The organism is Candidatus Villigracilis vicinus (assembly GCF_016702885.1).
Taxonomy (GTDB): domain Bacteria; phylum Chloroflexota; class Anaerolineae; order Anaerolineales; family Villigracilaceae; genus Villigracilis; species Villigracilis vicinus.
In genome coordinates this window covers 62,177-83,250 of sequence record NZ_JADJDD010000011.1, presented here as the reverse complement: position 1 = coordinate 83,250, position 21,074 = coordinate 62,177, and the positions used below count along the sequence as shown (strand labels likewise).

Below are 21,074 nucleotides of genomic sequence, written 5' to 3'. Positions count from 1 at the left end.
GAATATGAAACAAAGAAACGTACTCGATTTTTTATTTAAAGATCGACCGGGCGAGGAACTTGGTCAACGTGCTGAGGCACTTGTAGCCCAAGGGCTTGGATTCTTAAGCACACTTGTTACAATCCTGGTTTTTCAAAAACCTATTGTGCTTGTAGCCTCTCTAATTGTCAATCTTGTGGCGGTCTTCACATTGATTCAAGCAATTCGAGGGAAGTTCAAATATTTGATTCTTTTCCCTTTAGTGACAACATTTGCGATCGCTCTGGTCGCGATCGTTGAAGGCAGGGGGGCGCACGACCTCATTTGGATTGGCACTCTTGGGCTTTTCCTGCTTGCAAATATCCATGGTCGTCAATCTACTTGGGTGCCTATAATGCTGGGCGTGCTTATGCTTGGATTGTTTATCGCCACCGGGGTGGCTGAGATCAATAACATCTTGCCAAACAAATATGGAACTGACGTTGAGCATATCTTTCTTGGATCTCTTTACTTAAGTGCCATTATGGGCGCAATGACAGCAATATTTCACCGGCATCGCAGGCTGCTCAAAGTTGCGACCAGCAGTCATGAAGAAGAAATGGAAGCCAAACAACAGCTTGAGCGCATTAATAACGCACTTGATGAGCAAGTAAAAACCCGCACTGAAGAGTTGGACAAGCTCAACAAAGAGCTACTGGTCAAGACGGCTCGCCTTCAAGCAGCGTCCGATATCACCCAGGATCTGACAAAAGTGCTGCATGAAAAAACATCTGACATGCTCGCGCGCGCTACGCGCCTGGTAAGCGATAAACTCGGCTACTATCATGTGGGCATTTTTCTTGTGGACACTGCTCGCGGGTTTGCAGTATTAAAGGCAGCAAACAGCAAAGGCGGGCAACAGATGCTGGTAAAACGGCATCAACTCAAGGTTGGCGGAACTGGGATCGTTGGTTACGTTTCTCAAAGTGGACGTCCGCGTATCGCGCTTGATACCGGGGCGGACGCCGTATTTTTCAACAACCCATACCTGCCTGAGACCCGTTCTGAGATCTCGCTCCCCATCGTCCTCGGAAATACAGTAATTGGTGTTCTTGATGTGCAGAGCACTCAATCGGCTGCTTTTAATGAAGAAGATACCAACATCCTCATGACGATCGCCAATCAGCTTGCAGTGTTATTACAGCACAATAATGAGCATTCAACTGAAGTTAAAATCTCTGCAGGTACCAGTCGTTCTGTCATTTCTCTCACAGAAAGCCAATTCGGATATTCCTTTCATTCGGACGGCACCATTGTTTCAAATGTCACTCTGGAATCAAACCCTGTATTGGATAAAGCCATCGCATCAGGTGAAACCTTGGCAGTCAACCGCACTTCCAAGAACACTCCATCCATGCTGGTAGTTCCCGTCAAATTCCGAGACCAAGTCATTGGCGTCATTCATATTGAGTCAGAAGAGGCAAATCGAACCTGGAGCGAAGATGAGATACTGTTGGTTCAGTCAATTTCCGACCGCGCAGCTCTGGCGCTGGAAAATGCGCGCTTGTTTGAAAATGCCACACGCAGAGCCGAGCAAGAAGAAACCATCTCCCGTGTAACAACACAGATCGGATCCTCAACAGATTTCGACCGCATTATGCAGACTACGATCCAGGAGTTAGGGCTTGCGCTGGGCGCATCTCGATCTTTCATTCAGATCGGAACCCAGGCTACTCCGGATGAGAAGGCTTCAGAATGAGAAAATTAAGAGATACGACCAAGCCGGTGATTCGAACCAACGAACCACGCAATGTAGACAGTCGCAGATTCAGCTTAAGCCTTAAGCTCCCTTCGGCTGTGATTGGCGTACTGATAATCGCGTTTACGATTTACACCTTTCTTAGCATTCGTCTTTCACAGCAAGCCCTTCTCGACACATTACGAGAGGAACTGCAAGATCAAGCCGCAGCAAAAGTAGAAGTGATCCGTTCAGACTTATTCATTGCACAAGCAGTCGCCAAACAATTGGCAGTTTTTGCAGAGACCGATAGCATTAATGATGCTAATCTTAAACAGATACTGGAAACATCAGTATCCCGTAATGAACGCGTCTTTGGCTCTACGATCTCTTATGAGCCCAACCGTTTTCAGCCTGACTTGACATACTACGCGCCATACTACTATCGCCTGCCAGATAATACTGTGGGGTACGCAGACCTTGGAACTCCCGACTACGACTATTTCAACAGGGATTGGTACTCCCTGCCAAAGGCAAGCCTAACCCCAATGATCTCAAAGCCCTATTTTGACTATGGTGGTGGTGAAATTTGGATGGTAACTTGGAGTGCGCCATTCTTTGAAAACAACGGTGATTTTCAAGGAATAGCCACTGCCGACATAGCATTTTCTCACACACAGGAAATCATCAGCACGATAGATGTCGGTCAAAATGGCTATGCCTTTATGATCGATTCAGCGGGAATCATTCTTGGGATCGGCGAAAATGGCGGTGAATACAAGATCATGTCTGATTCGATGGTCCTTGCTGCTTACACTGAAAAAACAAACCGTTGGATCAAATTAATCGCAGATATGCGGGCCGGCAAAAGCGGTTTCATCGAAGCAACCGACCCACGCGGCGAACCGATGCTGGTTGCCTACGCCCCCGTAGGGTTGGATACCGGCTGGTCCATTGCACTCGCCTATCCGCGGACAGAGCTATCCACTAATACTGCACAACTACGCCAAACTCTGATTGGTTACACAGTCGTTGTTGTACTCATCTTCAGCATCCTGCTCTTCTTATTTACACGCTCCATCACTGAGCCACTGCGAAAACTTAAAGATTTCGCCAACCGTGTATCAGATCGGACTCTTGCCGGAAACGAACAGGATTTCCCCGAAAAAGTCCACATTCAAACGCAAGATGAATTGGAAGACCTCGGAAACGCATTCAACCAAATGTCCGAAGATATTAAAAGGTCATTCGGAACACTGGAAGACAACGTCGCCACACGCACCAAAGACCTTGCCCGGCTGGCGCTTCAACTTCGCACCGTTGCAGAAGTAAACAGCGAACTCGCGGTCATTCGCGACCAGAGCACCCTGCTCAACGTTTCAGCGAGCCTGATTCGTGAACGCCTTGGTTATTATCACGTGGGCATTTTCCTAGTCGATGAGAAAGGCGAGTTTGCGATCCTGCGTGGAGCCAGCAGCACTGCGGCAGACGAAATGCTAGCCAGAAACTATAAATTACGGGTTGGCGAAACTGGGATGGTTGGCAATGTTACAAGCTCAGGGCGAGCATACATTGCACAGGATGTTGACATAGACTCGGTACATTTTAACAACCCATATCTTCCTGAAACCCGATCCGAAATCACCCTACCCTTACGTAGTTACAACGTAACCATCGGGGCTTTGGATATTCAAGCAAAAACTCCTCAGGCCTTTGGTGACCGTGATCTCCAAACCTTGCAGGTCCTGGCAGATCAACTTGCAGCCGCTATTGAAAACTCTCAATTGGTAGAGCGTCTTGAAACAACACTTAGTGAGCTTTCAAAAACTAATCAAGAGCAGACCAGGCAAACATGGCAATCTGCGATCAACAAACGGAGTATTCCCGCCTACGAATATGATGGACTGCAAATCCGCCCCATGCCGGATAATCTGTCACCGGAACTCGCAGCAGAACTGGAAAGTGGTAAGCCGATCATTCTTAACCCGGCTGGAAGCGCCAAAAACACGCTTTTGGTACCGCTGACAATTTTCGGGCAAGTCATTGGCGTGATCGGGTTGGAACAGGATATCCGTAACCGAACATGGAGCAAAGATCAAATTGCCATCGCCCAGGCAGCAGCCAACCGTGCAGCACTAACCCTTGAAAATGCGCGCTTGTTCGAAGAAAGTAACCGCCGCGCTATTAAAGAAAGCACCATCTTTGAAGCTACCAACCGCATAGGCTCTGCTGTAAGCATGGAAAACATCCTCCAAATCACAGCAGAAGAGCTTGAAAAAGTGCTAAGTAGCACTGAGATCACCATCCAATTTACGGACGGATCGTCCGACAAGAAATAACAAGGAAGATTTTATGCTGCAAACCATTAGGCATACCCTGGCTCCACCGATCTTTAACGATGAAGAAAACGCGCATTGCCCTTTTGTTGAATAGCATCTTATGGGCGGTTATCTTCATAGGCTTGATTTACACGCTCATTGCACCGATCATTCTTGATCAGTTATTTTCCGCCATGCTCACTGGCACAGTTGTTGTCGCCGGGGTGATTGCCCGTCAATTAATGTTTCGCGGGCATGTACGTGCAGCCTCAATCATCCTTCTCGTTGTGTTCGATCTGATCTTGATCCTATCCATCATCATTTCAAATGGGACGTTTGGTGCAAGTTATAGCAGCCTCGTACTGACAACCGTACTGGCTGGCGTCTTGCTTGGAGGACGCGGAGGGTACACTTTCGCAGGAATCAATACCCTGATCGGACTGGGCATTATGCTGTTCCAGGATTCGCTACCAGTTACAATGATCCCCCAAAACCCGGTCACATTCTTTTCTTCATTGGTCGTATATGTGTTCTTTATTGCAGCACTGCTTCAAGCATCTGCCCAGGGGTTCGACAAACTCACAGAAAATCTCCGCCGTACACAGCAAGAATTGACCGAAAAGAATCAGGAAATGCAGAAATTCGCCGTAGGGCTCGAAGCCACCATCGCCGCCCGTACCGCAGAATTAAACACCGCCAATATCCGTATTGAACGCCGCGCAAAGCAGTTCGAAGCTATTTCAAAAATTTCGCGGGTAATCAGTCAGACACAAAACCTTGATATCCTGTTGCCCCAAATCACAGAGTTGATCAGCCAGCAGTTCAATTTTTATCACATTGGCATTTTCCTAATGGATGTCAACATGGAATACGCAGTATTGATCGCCGCCAACAGTGTTGGCGGAAAAAAGATGCTGGCGCGAAATCACAAATTAAAGGTAGGTCAAACTGGCATTGTTGGTTATGTAGCCGGATCAAAACTTCCGCGCATCGCTCTCGACACAGGCGCAGATGCCATCTACTTCAATAACCCAGATTTGCCTGAAACCAGATCTGAATTAGCACTTCCTTTATTACGCAAAGCTAACGAGATCATTGGCGTTCTGGATGTACAAAGCCAGACTCCCAACGCTTTTAGCCAGGAAGATGTCCGTACCCTGACAACACTCGCAGACCAAGTGTCGATCGCAATCGAAAATGCCAAACTTTTTGAGGAGCAGCAAAGAGTATTGCTTGAAACGCAGGCATTTTACAACAACGACCTTCGAGAAGGTTGGGGACGCTTCACACGAGCCCAAAACATTGCAGGGATTCAAAGACGCAATTTGAAGAACAGTTTTCTACCCGAACCTCTCGAATTGCCCGGCGCAGTAGAGGCGGTTCGGTCTGGTGCTGTGTTTCAAAAAGTCGAAAGCGACGGCACCTCACTATTGACCATACCGATCAGATTACGCGAGCAAACCGTGGGAATCCTTAACGTCAAATCGGGATACAACCGCAACTGGAGTGACGACGAACTAGATATCGTATCTGCGATCGTAGGACGTGCGGCGTTATCCATCGAAAACGCCCGGCTACTTGAAGATAGCCAACGCATCGCCCAACGCGAGCATGTGATCGGTGAAATCTCCTCCAAGATCGGAGCAAGCACTCAGATCGAAGATATTTTGAAAACAGCAGTCCGTGAGTTGGGCATGCACATTAGCGGCTCTCAAGTCACTGTTGAGATCGGAAGCGATGACTGATGACAAATCAAAAGATCTTTAAAAAGTCCGATCACTCCGAGATTGTAAACCGACAGATTCGGAATGCATACAGCATCACAATCACATTGATGCTCGCTACATTACTCACTGTGGGTATATTCGCATACTTCGGTTTTACATACAACCTGCCGCAATTATTCATTACCACTGGCACATTAGTGGTGACTTTTTTCCTTGATTTCTATCTGCTTTTCTTGATTTCGCGCAATAAAAAGAATCTCGCCATGATGTTGGTCATCTCGACCTTCATGTTAAACGTGGCGACTGTCCCATTCATTGCACAGGGATTTGGATTTATTATTGCGGTTTCCATCATGCTGGTGATCTTGGCGGTCGTTGGATTGACACTTGATTCTTCCTATTCAACATCCGGTATTGCACTGGCAATTATATCTGGGGTTATTGTGATCCTGCTCGACAACCAACTTGGTACTGGGCGCATCCGTGTTCTTGAGTTGGAACGTCTTACGCCTTTAATATTGATCATCATAGCAATCCCAATTTCGATCATCCTGATACGGGAGTTCAACCATTTCAGCCTGCAATCGAAGATCACATTAGGTATCCTTTTAACCGGCGGTATAACGGTTGCAACTCTTGTGGCATTCGGTGTAAACCGGGTTAATTTCATCAACACATTCCTGCAAAACAAATACCAAGCCAATATCACAAAAAAGTTGGAATCCGAGATATCAAACACAATCAACTCAGAAGCAAACGAGATCAAAAATCTACTGACTGAAATACAAAATGATACTCAATCTCTGGCAAGGTATCGCTCCAACATAGAGAATCAACAATTGTTGTTACCAAATGGCACATACTGGAATGCAACGGAGAATGTATTCCAACTGCCAGGCGGGCAGTTAGGGAACAAAGACTCTGCTATATCTTCCATTTACATACCGAACACGATTCCATTCTCTGAGGCATTGGCAGCTGACTTAAACGCAAGTATCAATCTCGACCTGCTTGCACCCGGGGTTCTCGAATCGCACCCGGAAGTTGCTGCAATTTATTTTATTAGCGACCTCGGCTATACCGTTTACTATCCAAATATCAATCTTGCGGCCAACGTGCCGCCCGACTTCGACCCAACACAACAACCGTTCTTCACCATTGCCGAACCAGCAAACGACCCTGAAAAACTTCCGCGTTGGACGCGCCCTTATCAAGACCCGGCAGGAGCTGGTTTGATCGTGACGGTATCTGTGCCCGTTTATGACGGAAATAAATTCGAAGGTGTAATGAGCGTCGATATACAGCTGGACCGCGTCACCCAGATCATTTCCCAGATCAAGATTGGAGATGTAGGCATTCCAATTCTTGTGGACGAGACCGGAGTGATCCTCGCCATGTCAGAGGAAGGGTATACGTTCTTTGGGCTGGAGCCTGAAGTTGTACCATTCAACGAATCGCCCAAGCAGACACTTTTCGATAGCAGCACATCCGATCTACAGGAAGTGATTCTTCAGATAATCAGGGCTGAATCAGGGATTTCGAAATTTTCTGTGGGCGGGGTAGAGAATTACCTTTCCACAACTGCACTGGAAGTACCGGGGTACAAGCTGGCTTTCATTGCTCCAGTGAATGAATTGAACAAAGAGGTCACCGCACTGAACACCGAAGTCGAAGAGGAAGTTTCAAAAACGATTCAGAATATGTCGATCCTCCTGACTGTGCTGTTCATTGGTGCATTTATCGCAAGTCTTGCAGTTGGGCAAATCATTACCCGCCCACTGACGCGCCTCACCGAAACTGTTCAAGAGATTGCCGGGGGAAACTTCTCCTCACGCGCCATAGTGGAAACTGGTGACGAGACTGGCGTTCTTGCACAATCCTTCAACACGATGGCTGAGCAATTAACCGAAACCCTGCAAGGTTTGGAAGACCGCATCACAGAACGAACCAACGAGCTAGAAAAACTAAGCCAGACCAATGCGTATCGCGCTTCTCTTTTTGAATCGATCTCGCGCATTTCGCGCATTATTAACAACACCCGCAGTCTGGAACAACTCCTGCCGCAGATCACCGAAACCATTTCGTCGCAACTTGGTTTTTACCATGTAGGCATCTTTCTGGCAGATGTTCACAAGGAATACACTATTCTCGTGGCGGCAAACAGCGAAGGCGGCAAAGCGATGCTAGCGCGAAATCACCGCCTCCGCATTGGCGAGACAGGCATTGTCGGGTATGTCTCTCAATCGGGCTCACCGCGCGTTGTACTTGATGTAGATCAAGATCTGATCTACTTTAATAATCCGGATCTTCCAGAAACACGTTCCGAAATCGCATTACCTCTTCAAAGTGGCTCAGAGATCATCGGTGCATTGGATGTGCAAAGTAAAATGACTAATGCATTTTCAGAGGAAGACGTTAACATTCTTTCGGTTCTGGCAGACCAGGTAAGCATTGCAATTCAAAACGCGCAATCCTTCCAAAACAGCCTGGAAGCACTCGAAAAAGCCGAACGGGCAGCAGCGCAACTAAGTGAACAGCAATGGAGCAACTTCCATATGAGTCAGTCATTAACTGCCTATCACTTTGATGGCGTTACCACTCAGGAAGAAAAACCGAATCAAAAGATCCAATCAAATCACATTGCAATTCCGATCGTATTGCGTGGCATTCAGATCGGATCATTGAAACTCAGCACAACAGACCCCGACCGAAAATGGGATAACAACGAAATTGCCATGGTACAGGCAACTGCCGAACGTACCGCGCTCGCCATTGAAACCGCACGCCTCTTACAAGAAGCTCAAAAACGGGCATCCAAAGAACGCACCATCGGACAGATCTCCGCCAAGATCGGTAGCCTCGTAAACATCGAGAATATTGTTCAAACCACCATCCAGGAACTGGGCGATACCCTACCCGGAACAGATGTAGCCATTCAATTTACATCAGGTACTAACGGGTAAGTCCCCCCAGGAGAATCCAAGCCATGCTAAATAATTTTATAGATTTTTTTAGAAGCGAAGAAGATCAAGACCCGTCCTTTATTCGATTAACGCGGAATATCCTGCTGTCTGTGATGGCGGTCAACCTTGCAGTCCTGCCTCTGGTTTCAGGGCTCCTCGGCGGCGATTCGCGAAACATCGTTGCGTTCATTATCCTCACAGCCTCTTTAATTATAGAAGGCATTTCGCTGTACTTTACATATCAGGGAAATATCATTCTTGCGAAGGTTAGTGTACCGCTGACCTTGGTTGTGGCAATCACTGCCATTGCCTTAAACACCAACGGCGTTCGAGATACATCCTTTCTCGCCATTCCCGTGATTTTGACCGTCTCTGCAATGCTTTTAGGCAGACGTTCATTAGTGATAGTCACCCCGGCAGTTGTAATCGCAGTTCTTATTGTCGCATATCAAGACCTAACCATACATCGCATTCCCAGATCCATCGGCATTGATGATGCCATCATTGTTCCAATCCTTATGGTTGCCAGTGCCGGAATCACCCATTTGCTGATCCAGCGGCTTAACGAAAGTATTGTCCGCGCACAGCAAAGCGAACAATCACAAAAACGGGAGAATGAGGAACTGCTTTCCCTGCGAGCCAGCCTCGAAGAAAGAGTGCAAGCAAGAACAGTCGAACTGGAATACGCAAATCAGACCGCAGAAAAACGTGCGCGGCAATTCCGTGCAGTAACCCAGGTCATGAGCGCCGTTTCTACCATCCAGGCTCTCGATGAACTCCTCCCCCGCATCACACAGGTGATCGGAGAGCAATTCAATGTATATCATGTTGGCGTATTTTTGCTTGATAACAAACGAGAGTACGCAGTTCTGCGCGCCGCCAACAGTGATGGTGGACAAAGAATGCTCGCACGCAAGCATGCCCTTTCTATTGGACAAACAGGTCTCGTAGGATTCGTGACTGCCACAGGGCAGGCGCGCATCGCGCTGGATGTTGGAGCAGATTCCATTTACTTTGATAATCCTGACCTCCCAGACACTCACTCAGAAATTGCGCTGCCCTTACGTTACGCCGGGCAAGTCATTGGCGCTCTCGATGTCCAAAGTATCGAAGCGAATGCCTTTCAACCTGATGATGTCAATGCGCTCTCAACATTGGCAGATCAGGTCGCTGTTGCAATAAACAACGCCCTCACTATTGAAGAAGCACAAAAGGCGCTAGCAGAAGCCCAAAGTGCGATCGGTCAGGTAACCCAAGAAGCCTGGCAAGTGCTGCGCCCCGCCAAATTAGGGCTTGGTTTCAGTTATTCTGATGCAGGCATAAAACCCTTACATCACCCCATCAACAACACCCAGGTAAATGAAGCCCTGCGAAAAGGAGAAACAACTCTCTCCAGTGACCCAGATCGGAAATCCCGGCTTGCCATTCCCATTCGTCTGCGTGGACAGGTCATAGGCGTTATGCAATTAAGCACACGAAGTATCGGTCAATTCTCCGATGACGACGCAGATATTGCCAATGCCGTCGCAGACCGTCTGTCACTTGCCATCGAAACTGCCACTCTCCTCCAATCCACCCAGCACCGTGCAGATATCGAAAAGATCACAGCGAATATCACCAGTCGTGTAAGTTCTTCTTCCCGCTTTGAAACCATTTTGCAAACCGCTGCTCAGGAACTTAGCCGGGCACTGGGGGGCTCGGAAGTTCTCGTTCAGATCGAACCCGATGCCTTGCAGATGTACAGTTAACCTTGATTACGGCATCATAAAAGAGATTTATTCATGATAGATCAAACCAAACAAATGCCCTCAGAAGAGATCAACGACCTTGATGCGCCTCCAAGGACGAGTATTGGCTTTAAACTAACGCTGATCTCGGTCGGCTTACTGATGGTTGCATTTATTACCTTTTCAATTCTGAGCATCCGTATCGGGCAGGACACACTGGTAACTACAGTGGAAGATGATCTGAAGATCAAAACTGTCGAAACGAACGAGTTAATTCGAAAAAAGTTATCAGAAGCTGAAACGATAGCTACCAATCTTGCAACGGCTGTCGAATCCAGCTCTTACTCTGAAAATGAGTTAAAACGGGTTATTCAAAATACTGTTATCCGCAACGTGCAGATCTATGGCGCTACGGCAGGATTTGAACCTTACCAATTCAAGTCCAGTTCCTATTACTGGGCGCCTTATTACAACCGAACCCCAAATAATGAAACGCAGCTTACCGAGCTGGGTGATTATGATTATTTTAGTCAGGAATGGTATTTCCTCCCAAAACGAACCCTCGAACCCACTTTATCTCCGCCATATCGCAACAAGAGTCGTGGTGATGTTTGGATCGCGACCTGGAGCATTCCGTTTTTGGATCGCAACAATAAACTGAAAGGTGTTGCGGCTGTCGATATTGAATTTTCCAAAATTCAGGATATCTTTTTAAATCTAAAATTTGGGCAAAGCGGATATGCATTTCTAATCGATTCAAATGGCACAATCCTTGGCATGGGCGAAGGGGGAGGCGCATACGAACCAATGATCGATTCGATGTTCGCTCTTGCCAATACCGGTGCTTCAAACGATTGGCTGGAATTGGTCAACAAAATGACCGATGGAGAGACCGGCTTCGTAGAAGCTTTGGATAGAAAAGGCGACCCCATGTATGTTTCATATGCGCCGGTAGGGTTGAATACTGGTTGGTCGCTCGCCCTTGTGTACCCTCGCGAAGAAGTCATTCAACAAACACGCCAATTGCAGACGACCTTGACCGGGTACAGCTTCCTGCTTGCGCTCATTTTCGGTTTTATTATTTTCTACTTTACCCGAAGTATCACCACACCACTTCAAAAGCTAACCCGTGTGGCTGAAGAGATATCGAATGGTAATCTTCAAGTCACGGCACCAGTCGAATCACTTGACGAAGTTGGCACCCTTGCAGAAACAATTAACCGCATGACCGAGCAGCTGCAAGACACGTACAACAATCTGGAAAGGCGCATCACAGAACGCACAGTGGATCTGGAAATCTCCCGCCGTCAAACAGAAGCACGCGCTTCCCAATTGCTCGATATCGGCGAGATCACAAAAACAATCAACAGCGAGCAGGAATTGGGAATTCTCCTCCCACTGATTACCCGGCTGGTCAGTGAGCGTTTTAATTTTTACCACGTGGGCATTTTCCTGCTGGATGATTCAAATCAATATGCCATTTTACAAGCAGCAAACAGCCTTGGCGGGCAAAATATGATGGCACGTGGACACAAACTCAAGGTCGGTGAGAGCGGCATCGTAGGCTTTGTCGCCAAAGCAGGTGTTGCCCGTATCAGTTTGGATGTAGGTCAGGATGCGGTCTTCTTCAACAATCCAGATCTTCCCACCACTCGCTCTGAAGTGGCGTTCCCACTAAAGACTCGCGAAAAGATCATTGGCGTTCTGGATGTGCAAAGCGAAAAACCTGGCGCCTTTACGAACGAAGATATAAATGTCTTTAGTATTCTGGCAGATCAAGTTGCGATCGCGATCGACAATACCAAACTCCTTGAGCAAACTCAACGGGCATTGGACGAAGCCCAATCTGCCTATCTTAAAAACCTGCAAGAAGGTTGGAAGAATTTCGGGCAGGAAGAAAGCATGGTTGGTTATTTCCAAACCATGAGCGGCGGCAAAAAATTATCCCGCCCCATGAACACGGATGAAATCACCCAGGCAATGTTCCGTGGTGAAGTTTTAGTTTTTCATGCTGATGGAAAGACGGACGATCCAACTCTGGTTGTTCCGATCAAACTTCGCGATCAGGTCATAGGCGTCATGCGCATCAAGTCGCCTTCACGCGAACGTCAATGGAGTACAAGCGAGATTAATCTCACAGAAGCTGTATCTGAACGGCTCTCGCTTGCATTGGAAAACGCGTCTCATTCAAGAATCGCAGCGGCAGGTCATCAAAGAGCAGGCGATCAGCGAGATTACCGGCAAAATCGGTTCATCCATCAATCTCGACAATGTCCTGCTCACCGCTGTTGAGGAATTGGGGCGCTCCATCCCCGGCTCAGAAGTGACCATTAAATTAAAAAATGAGAAGTTGAATGACGGTAACCAATAAGGAACGAGGCATGAAACTGCGATCTTCCATTCAAGATTTGCTTACAAACTCCGTGCTCAGACGGCTCAACTTACGCGCCAAATTGACACTCGGCAACCTGGCGATTACGTTTCTCGTTGTGATCGTCATGGGTACGTACGTATATTTGCGTATCCAGGAAGCGAGCACCCAGCTCATAGCAAGTGTGGAGGAGAATGCCCGCGCCAGAGCAGAAGAAGATCTTCAAAGTGCGAACCGTGAACAGGCGGCATTTTTGGAAAGTTTCTTTGAAAACATGAGCCGGAATACTTTGGTTGCAGCAACCTCTGTCCAGAATATTTTGGAAGACGACCAACTTGAAAACAGTTCATATTGGGACGCAGATACTCAGTTAATTCGTCTGCCATCCGGCAGCTGGGACAACGCCAACACTGAAACGGCATCGGTTTTCATTCCTTCTGACGTCATCCTGACAGGTTCACTTGTCAGGAAACTAAATCTCTTAAAACACTCAGAGCTTGTGTTTCCATCGATGTTAAAAGGCAGTCCTGATATCGTTGCCATCTATTTTGGAGGGCAAAACAAAGAAACTTTTTATTATCCAAACATAGATCTTGCAAATATTGTTCCGCCTGATTTCGATGTAACTGGGCGACAATGGTATGTCGCTGCAAACCCTGATAACAACCTACAGAACTCCGTCGTATGGTCTGCTCCTTACCAAGATGCAGCGCTAAATGGGCTGGTAATAACGACAAGTGCGCCGGTAATTGATTCAAGCGGGAATTTCCAGGGTGTTACAGCCATGGACGTACAAATCACCCGTATTATCGACTTTGTAGCCAATTCGCAGGTTGGTGAAAACGGATATGCTTTTTTGATTGACAGCAATAACCGCCTGATCTCCCTGCCTGAACAAGGTTTTATAGATTTTGCCATAACGGATGAAAATGCAAAACTCAGCGCGATCATGGATCCTGCAGTCCTCACCTCAGCTTCTCCAGAACTGCTGGAAATTATGGATGCCATCAAATCCAAGGATAATGGTATTTTTTCCATCATCCTAAACGGCAGCGAACGACATGTTGCATTCTACAAAGTTCAGCAAGTGCAATACAAGCTAATTTACATCATACCGTCTGAAGAATTATTTTCAGGCAGGGCGGCGATCGCCGATCAAATATCGAGGGAAACCAGAACCACGATCAACTTCAGCCTGTTGCTGATTGCTATGGTTTTTGTTTTAGCCGCAGCTGCATCCTTTTCCATTAGCAACTTCTTTACCTCCCCTCTACAAACTTTGAACCAGTCAGCAGGCGAAATCATTAAAGGAAATTTCAATACCAGAGTAAATGTTACATCCGGTGACGAACTGGAAACTCTGGCTATCACCTTAAATACCATGACAGATACTGTCAAAGACCTGATCTTCTCCCTTGAGCAACGCGTATTAGACAGGACTGCTGAACTACAAAAAGCTAACAATGAAGGTGAACGCCGCGGAAAGCAATACGAAGCGATTGCCAAGGTAGCGCAAGCTATTACAACTCAAAAGAACTTGAAGGAACTCCTCCCGCAGGTCGCTGCAGTGATCAGTGAACAATTTGGGTTCTATCATGTAGGCATCTTCCTCAACGACGCCATGAATAAGTATGCTGTATTGGCAGCCGCCAACAGTGAAGGCGGCAGAAAAATGCTTCGACGCGGGCATCAATTAAAGGTTGGGGCACAGGGCATCGTGGGGTATGCGACCGGTACAAAGAAACCGCGCATTGCTTTGAGCGTGGGTGATGATGCTGTCTATTTCAACAACCCCGATTTACCTGAAACACAATCTGAATTGGCTTTGCCCTTGCTCGAAGCAGGGAATGTACTAGGCGCCCTAGATGTTCAAAGCCGCGAATCAAACGCCTTTTCAAACGAAGACCTTGAAGCTCTGTCAATCCTCGCTGAATTGGTAAGTATCGCCATCCAGAACGCAAAACTATATGAACAAATGGACAGATCGTTGGCAGAGGCGGAAGCAGCTTCACGGCGATTCTTCCGCGAAAATTGGAATCGCCTTGCAGAAGAGTTTAAAATAAGCGGATACCGGTATACTGCCGGCGGAACAACGCCGCTTTCATCTTCAAATGAGTCCATTGAAATGACAACAGGCAATACTGACCACAAGCAGGTCATGGTCCCAATCATCATGCGCGGGCAGGAAATTGGCGAACTTTCAGTGATTGTCCCCAAAGATGAGAGTATCAAGTCAGACCAAATGGATATCATTAGAGCTGTGGCTGACCGTGTGGCAGTTATTGCCGAAAATGCCCGTCTTTTCGATGAAACCACCCGGCGCGCCGAACGTGAACGGCTTGTCACAGACATCTCCACCAAGATCCGCAGCACCAACGATCCCCAAGCCATGATCGAAACCGCCATCCGTGAACTCCGCGATGCCCTGAAAGTATCACGAGTGGAAGTCATTCCGCAAAAGAAAAAATCGCCGGATGTATAAACGAGGAAATCCATGACGAAAACTATCGCTGTATCCAATGAAAAAGGCGGCGTTGCCAAAACGACCACGGCACTTTCCCTCGGCGCTGCTCTGGCAGAACTTGGTAATCGCGTCCTGCTTATAGACCTCGATGCGCAAGCAAACCTCACGCTTGCTCTGGGCATGGAACCAGGCGAAGCCGAACTGACCTCGAGCAACATCATGCTCGACAATGAACTTATAAGCAGGGTCATGCGAAAAACAGAGATCGATAACCTGGATCTTATCCCATCCAGCTCACGCATCGAAACCTCGGAGCAATTTTTACCCGTCCGCACCAACTACACCACCATTTTACAGCGCGCCATTCAATCCTCATCACTGCCACATGACTACATTATCCTGGATTGCCCGCCAGCGCTGGGCGCTATCACCCGCAATGCTCTTGCCGCCGCGAATCTACTTTTGATTCCCACCCAGGCAGAATATTTCTCAGCATATGCTTTACGCAACATGATGGCGCTCATCCGCAGAACACGTGAAATGGATAACCCTAACTTGTCTTACCGTATCCTCGTCACAATGCTGGATCGTCGCAACCGCACACACCGCAATATCCACGAACAACTTCGCGCCACATTCGGCACAGGCGTATTCAACACCGTTATCGAATTAGACACCAAACTTAGAGAAAGCCCAATCGCCGGACAACCTATCACGCATTACAAAACCGCTGCGCGCGGCTCCACGCAATATCGCGTTCTCGCCCAGGAACTCATGGAATATGCCAAAGAAACCGAAAATCAACAAACGACTGGATAATCTCTTTAAAGACGTTCAGCCTGAGGATCACGCCCGGGGGAAACCGGCAAAACCAAAGGTCCAAAAAGAGACGCCTCTACCGGCAAATCCGCCGGAAGTGCCCTCTTCGACTCCAGCGGATCCGAAACCCGCATATCCAACCCAAGCCGCATCCACGCCGGTAAAAACCACCCGCCGCCAAACCGGTATTCTATCGCTGCCCCAGGAATTTGCGGCAGCTTCTACTTCAAGTGATTCAAAATCATCGTACGCAACTACCATTCAACTCGGAGAAGAAGAATGGGCAACTCTCCGGCTGCTTGACGAAGAACAGGCTTCTTTCTCAACAGATGAGCAATTGCTCATTCGACAGGTGACCGACCAGCTATCCTTGGCGCTTGAAAACGCCCGGCTGTTTCAAGAAACCCAGCAGCGCGCTCAAGAACTTACCATTGTCAATAAAGTAGTTTCTTCCGTCTCCAGTTCATTGGATCTTCAAAGCACGTTACAAGGCATTGCAGACAATCTTGTAGTACTGCTTTCTGCTCACAACGTTGGTATTGCATTGATCAACGCCAAAAAAACTCATTTGGTCTTAACGGCAGAGGCAGTACCTACATTTGAAAAATCGAATGATATTGGCTTGCTCATTCCCATAAGCGGAAATCCTGCCACAGAAGAAGTGATCCGCACCGGCAAACCTGTCTTCATTAATGAAGTGGCTACAAACCCGTTGGCATTACCCATTAAAGATATCCTCGAACAACGCGGAACCAAGAACCTGCTGATCCTGCCACTGCTTTCCAACGAAGAAGTGATCGGCACCATCGGTGTAGCATTCTACGACGCAAATCGCACCATCACTCCGAATGAAGTTCGCACATTGGAAACCATCGTTCTGCAAACATCGACTGCCATCCAAAAAAGCAGCCTCTTTGAACGCATCGATGTTTCAGAAAAGAACCTGCGCACGCTTTTCAGCGCCATGGAAGATGTTGTGTTGGTTATTAACAAGGAAGGGCGGTATATGCAGATCGCCCCGACCAACCCTTCTTTGTTGATTCGCACGCCAGAAGCAATGCTCAGGGAAAACCTTCCATGAACTTCTGCCGATCGAGAATCGCAGACTCTTTTTTGCAAAAGGTTCTTGAGGCGCTAAACAGTGAGAGTAAAGTTCAATTTGAATATCAACTCCCAATAGCCGGACAACTATTCTGGTTCCTGGCTACCCTTAGCAAACTGGATGAAAGCAGTGTCTTCTGGGTGGCAAGAGATATCACCGAGCGCAAGCTTGCAGAAGAAGGCATTCGCCGCCGAAATGAATATCTCGCCGTTTCGGCTGAGATCGGTAAACTAGTCACATCCATTCTGGACCTGAATACGATCTTTGCCCGTACAGTGAGTCTTATCACGGACAGATTCAATTTTTACCATGCTGCCATCTTCATCGTAGAAGAGACCGGCTTCAATGCCGTAATGAAAGAAGCGACTGGCGAAGTCGGCGCCGAATTAAAAAAACTGGAGCACTCACTGCCGCTCAACGACAAATCCATTGTTGGCTCAGTGGCATCCAGCGGTAATGTTCTCGTTGTGAATAATGTTTTAGAACACTCATTGCATAAAGTCAACGAGCTGCTTCCAGATACACGTGCGGAAGCCGCCATTCCCCTCCGGGTCGGTTCCCGTGTCATTGGTGTGATCGATATCCAAGCGAAGGAAGAAGATGCCTTCAACGAAGATGAGATATCCGTTCTCCAAACCCTGTCGGATCAGGTTGCTGTAGCCATTGATAATGCCCGATCGTTCGAACTCTCGCAACAAGCTGTTATGGAAATGCGTGAGGCAGACCGATTAAAAAGCCAGTTCCTCGCCAACATGAGCCATGAACTACGCACACCGTTAAATTCCATTATTGGCTTTTCACGCGTCATCCTCAAAGGAATAGATGGTCCCGTTACCGACCTGATGCAGCAAGACCTGACTGCGATCTATAACTCGGGTCAGCACCTATTGGGTCTCATCAATGACATCCTCGACTCTGCCAAGATCGAAGCCGGTAAGATGGAACTTGCATTCGACGAAGTTAATATCGCGGATCTAGTCCACAGCGTACTTTCAACAATGAGTGGTTTGATCAAAGATAAACCGATCGAAATGCGTCAGATCATCGACCCTGTTCTACCCACAGTACGTGCAGATGCAATCCGTGTTCGCCAAGTGATGATCAATCTGCTCTCAAATGCAGCTAAATTCACCGAAGAAGGTGCCATTACGGTCAGTGTTGCTCCGATCCGTGCCGAAGATGGGCGCCGCCAAATCAGAGTCAGCGTAACAGATACGGGACCGGGCATTTCAGAAAAAGACCAGGAAAAGCTCTTCCAAGCCTTTTCACAAGTGGATGCCTCCCCAACTCGCAAAAGTGGCGGCACAGGATTGGGGTTGTCCATCTGCAAGCAGCTAATCAATATGCATGGTGGAGATATCTGGGTAGAGAGCGCAGAAGGCGCAGGCAGCACGTTCCATTTCACCCTGCCGCCTTATCACAAGGAGAACGAGTCAGACCAGGAAGGATCCAAGGTTATCATGACGATCGATGATGACCCGCAGGTCATTGGTCTGTATGAGCGTTACCTCCATCCCCAGGGTTATCAAGTGGCTCCCCTAACCGACCCGAAGCGGGCAGTGGAATTTGCCCAACGAGTAAAGCCATTTGCAATTACACTTGATATCATGATGCCTGGAGTTGACGGCTGGACTGTCCTTGATGCATTAAAATCAAACGCGGAAACAAGGAATATTCCTGTCATTATTTGCAGCATTGTTGAAGATGTCGAAAGAGGCTTCAGTCTCGGCGCGTCTGATTATCTGGTAAAACCCATACTTGAAGAAGAACTGGTTAATTCACTTGACCGGCTAAATTCGGATGGCTCAATCCGTGAAGTTCTTGTGGTGGATGACAACCCGAATGATCTGCGTCTGATCGGCAAGATGCTGACAGATGATGGACGGTATAAACCAATCCTTGCAGAAGGCGGTCTTAATGGCTGGGCGGTCATTTCATCTGAAACCCCGCCGCATGCCGTCATCCTGGACCTGTTCATGCCAGAAATGGACGGGTTCCAAATTCTCGAACAGATGCAGTCAGACCGAAAACTGCGCGACATTCCCGCCATTGTGATCAGCGGCATGGATGTGACCCCTGAACAAAAGAACCGATTAAAAGAGTTTGGTCAGCGTTTGCTCACCAAGGGCTCCTTTAACGACAAAGAACTGCTAACCTCACTTCAGCGTTCGCTTGATAGGCTACAGGCAAAGAAATAAACGAAATTACAGGAGACCTCGTGTCATTTATCATTAAATGCCTGGACTGCGGGCATAATGCGCCATATTTCCCTACATCCACGACCTGCCCAAAATGCGGCAGCCAATGGCGCGAAGCGGAATACGATTATGAATTGCTTGGAAAGACCTTGCCTGAGAAACTCAAGGCGCGCCAGCAGGATCTTTGGCGTTATCGGGAATTGCTCCCAGTCCGCAATCCGAACATCAGCCTTTCCCTAGGTGAAGGCTTCAGTCCGTTGATTCGTGCAGTTAATTTGGGAATGATGTTAGGTTGCCCCAATATTTTTATCAAGGACGAACGGCAGGGACCCACCGCCTCTTTTAAAGACCGTCAGGCATCGGTAACGATTGCAGCTTTGAAAGAAGCAGGCATCACTGAAATGGTGGCGGCTTCTACCGGGAATGTTGCTATATCGTATTCTGCATACGCATCACGGGCAGGGATGAAACTTTGGGCGTTTGTCACCAGCCTTGTTCCGGCAGTTAAGATGCGTGAGATCGCTTTGTATGGCAGCCAGGTGATCAAGATCACCGGTTCATATGATCAATGCAAACAAGTGGCTGCTGAGTTTGCCCGTCAACGCAAGTTATACCTGGATATGGGCGCACGAACGATCACGTCCATTGAAGCCATGAAGACCATCGCCTTTGAGATCGCTGAACAATTAACTATTGCACTCGGTCCCGAAGAAAACTCCCAGATGCGTACCCCGGATTGGTACGTGCAGGCAATTAGCGGCGGAATGGGACCGCTAGGTGTCCATAAAGGGTTTCGCGAAATGCAGCAAATGGGATGGATCAATAAGATCCCCGCCTTTGCACCCATCCAGGCAGAAGGCTGCGCACCAATGGTGAACAGTTGGAAAAAAGGACTTGAGAAAGCCGAGCCCGTCACCAACCCGAAAACAAGGATCGAAACGCTTGCCACTGGCGACCCTGGGCGGGCATATGAATTCCTGAAACATCACGTGGATAGCACGAACGGTGTATTTGAAAGCGTCACCGATGAAGAAGCTATTCGTGCTATGCATGTCCTTGCCAAGATGGAAGGCATATCTGCAGAGCCAGCCGCAGGTGCGGCATTTGCGGGGTTGTTCAAATTGATCCGCGCCGGAGTGATAAAACCCAGTGACACGGTGGTTGTCAATTGTACAGGACACACTATGCCAGCCGAGCAGGGAATTCTCGGCGAGAATTGGGCACGCGATGTGAAGTTCCCGACCATTGCCCAGGCGCCGCAGGAAGAAGGATTGCTCTCGGCACTTACACAAGTTGCCCCGGAGCGCTTCCCTAAAATTGTCATCGTAGAGGACACGCTTGAAGCGCGCCGCTTGATTCGGCGAATTTTACAATCACAAGGCAACTTCACCATCCTCGAAGCCGAAAATGGACGTGAAGGGCTGGATTTGATCCAGCGTGAACTGCCAGACCTTGTGATCCTTGATCTCATGATGCCGGAAATGGACGGCTTCTCTGTTATCGAAGCGTTACGGTCAAACCCAGAAACTGCGACCATTCCCGTGATCGTTGCCACCGCCAAAGAACTTACTCCCGACGAAAAGAACCGTCTCAGTGGACACATTCAGGCACTCTTGCAAAAAGGCGATTTTCTCAATGATGAATTCCTGGATGAGGTAAAGTCTCTTTTGAAATAAATTCAACCACCAA

At 48.0% G+C, this 21,074-nt stretch carries 11 protein-coding genes; all 11 read left to right on the top strand.

Annotated features, from left to right (window positions below; all coding sequences use genetic code 11):
• The first annotated feature begins 4 nt into the window (after window positions 1-4).
• Window positions 5-1,717, top strand: a complete 1,713-nt coding sequence (locus IPG80_RS11305; RefSeq protein ID WP_345106619.1) for a GAF domain-containing protein — start codon at window positions 5-7, stop codon at window positions 1,715-1,717.
• Window positions 1,714-4,035 carry a GAF domain-containing protein gene (locus IPG80_RS11300; protein ID WP_345106616.1) on the top strand — a complete coding sequence of 774 codons (2,322 nt, stop codon included), beginning with the start codon at window positions 1,714-1,716 and terminating at the stop codon, window positions 4,033-4,035. Before IPG80_RS11305 ends, IPG80_RS11300 begins: the two co-directional genes overlap by 4 nt.
• Before the next feature lie 59 nt (window positions 4,036-4,094).
• Window positions 4,095-5,759 (top strand): GAF domain-containing protein, encoded by a 1,665-nt coding sequence (locus IPG80_RS11295; RefSeq protein WP_345106614.1) that lies wholly within the window; start codon window positions 4,095-4,097, stop codon window positions 5,757-5,759.
• A gap of 89 nt (window positions 5,760-5,848) precedes the next feature.
• On the top strand, window positions 5,849-8,704 hold the full coding sequence (locus IPG80_RS11290; protein ID WP_345106611.1) for a GAF domain-containing protein: 2,856 nt from the start codon (window positions 5,849-5,851) through the stop codon (window positions 8,702-8,704).
• A 23-nt stretch (window positions 8,705-8,727) separates the two neighbouring features.
• On the top strand, window positions 8,728-10,452 hold the full coding sequence (locus IPG80_RS11285; protein ID WP_345106608.1) for a GAF domain-containing protein: 1,725 nt from the start codon (window positions 8,728-8,730) through the stop codon (window positions 10,450-10,452).
• Between the two features lie 33 nt (window positions 10,453-10,485).
• Window positions 10,486-12,723: a GAF domain-containing protein gene (locus IPG80_RS11280; RefSeq protein WP_345106605.1), complete on the top strand. Its 2,238-nt coding sequence runs from the start codon at window positions 10,486-10,488 to the stop codon at window positions 12,721-12,723.
• An 89-nt stretch (window positions 12,724-12,812) separates the two neighbouring features.
• On the top strand, window positions 12,813-15,284 hold the full coding sequence (locus tag IPG80_RS11275; RefSeq protein WP_345106602.1) for a cache domain-containing protein: 2,472 nt from the start codon (window positions 12,813-12,815) through the stop codon (window positions 15,282-15,284).
• Between the two features lie 12 nt (window positions 15,285-15,296).
• Entirely contained in the window at window positions 15,297-16,085 is a 789-nt protein-coding gene (locus IPG80_RS11270; protein WP_345106600.1) for a ParA family protein, read from the top strand.
• On the top strand, window positions 16,048-17,166 hold the full coding sequence (locus IPG80_RS11265; RefSeq protein WP_345106597.1) for a GAF domain-containing protein: 1,119 nt from the start codon (window positions 16,048-16,050) through the stop codon (window positions 17,164-17,166). The genes IPG80_RS11270 and IPG80_RS11265 overlap by 38 nt, the downstream gene beginning before the upstream one ends.
• 32 nt (window positions 17,167-17,198) lie before the next feature.
• The gene (locus IPG80_RS11260; protein WP_345106594.1) at window positions 17,199-19,385 is read left to right on the top strand and encodes a response regulator; all 2,187 of its coding nucleotides are present in this window, start codon (window positions 17,199-17,201) and stop codon (window positions 19,383-19,385) included.
• A gap of 20 nt (window positions 19,386-19,405) precedes the next feature.
• Window positions 19,406-21,061 carry a pyridoxal-phosphate dependent enzyme gene (locus tag IPG80_RS11255; protein ID WP_345106591.1) on the top strand — a complete coding sequence of 552 codons (1,656 nt, stop codon included), beginning with the start codon at window positions 19,406-19,408 and terminating at the stop codon, window positions 21,059-21,061.
• Window positions 21,062-21,074 lie beyond the last annotated feature (13 nt).

Bases quoted from the DNA above. Each gene is read 5' to 3' on its own strand.
- IPG80_RS11265 (WP_345106597.1), top strand. From the start codon at position 16,048: ATGCCAAAGAAACCGAAAATCAACAAACGACTGGATAATCTCTTTAAA.
- IPG80_RS11280 (WP_345106605.1), top strand. From the start codon at position 10,486: ATGATAGATCAAACCAAACAAATGCCCTCAGAAGAGATCAACGACCTT.
- IPG80_RS11290 (WP_345106611.1), top strand. From the start codon at position 5,849: ATGCTCGCTACATTACTCACTGTGGGTATATTCGCATACTTCGGTTTT.
- IPG80_RS11285 (WP_345106608.1), top strand. From the start codon at position 8,728: ATGCTAAATAATTTTATAGATTTTTTTAGAAGCGAAGAAGATCAAGAC.
- IPG80_RS11305 (WP_345106619.1), top strand. From the start codon at position 5: ATGAAACAAAGAAACGTACTCGATTTTTTATTTAAAGATCGACCGGGC.
- IPG80_RS11300 (WP_345106616.1), top strand. From the start codon at position 1,714: ATGAGAAAATTAAGAGATACGACCAAGCCGGTGATTCGAACCAACGAA.
- IPG80_RS11295 (WP_345106614.1), top strand. From the start codon at position 4,095: ATGAAGAAAACGCGCATTGCCCTTTTGTTGAATAGCATCTTATGGGCG.
- IPG80_RS11270 (WP_345106600.1), top strand. From the start codon at position 15,297: ATGACGAAAACTATCGCTGTATCCAATGAAAAAGGCGGCGTTGCCAAA.
- IPG80_RS11275 (WP_345106602.1), top strand. From the start codon at position 12,813: ATGAAACTGCGATCTTCCATTCAAGATTTGCTTACAAACTCCGTGCTC.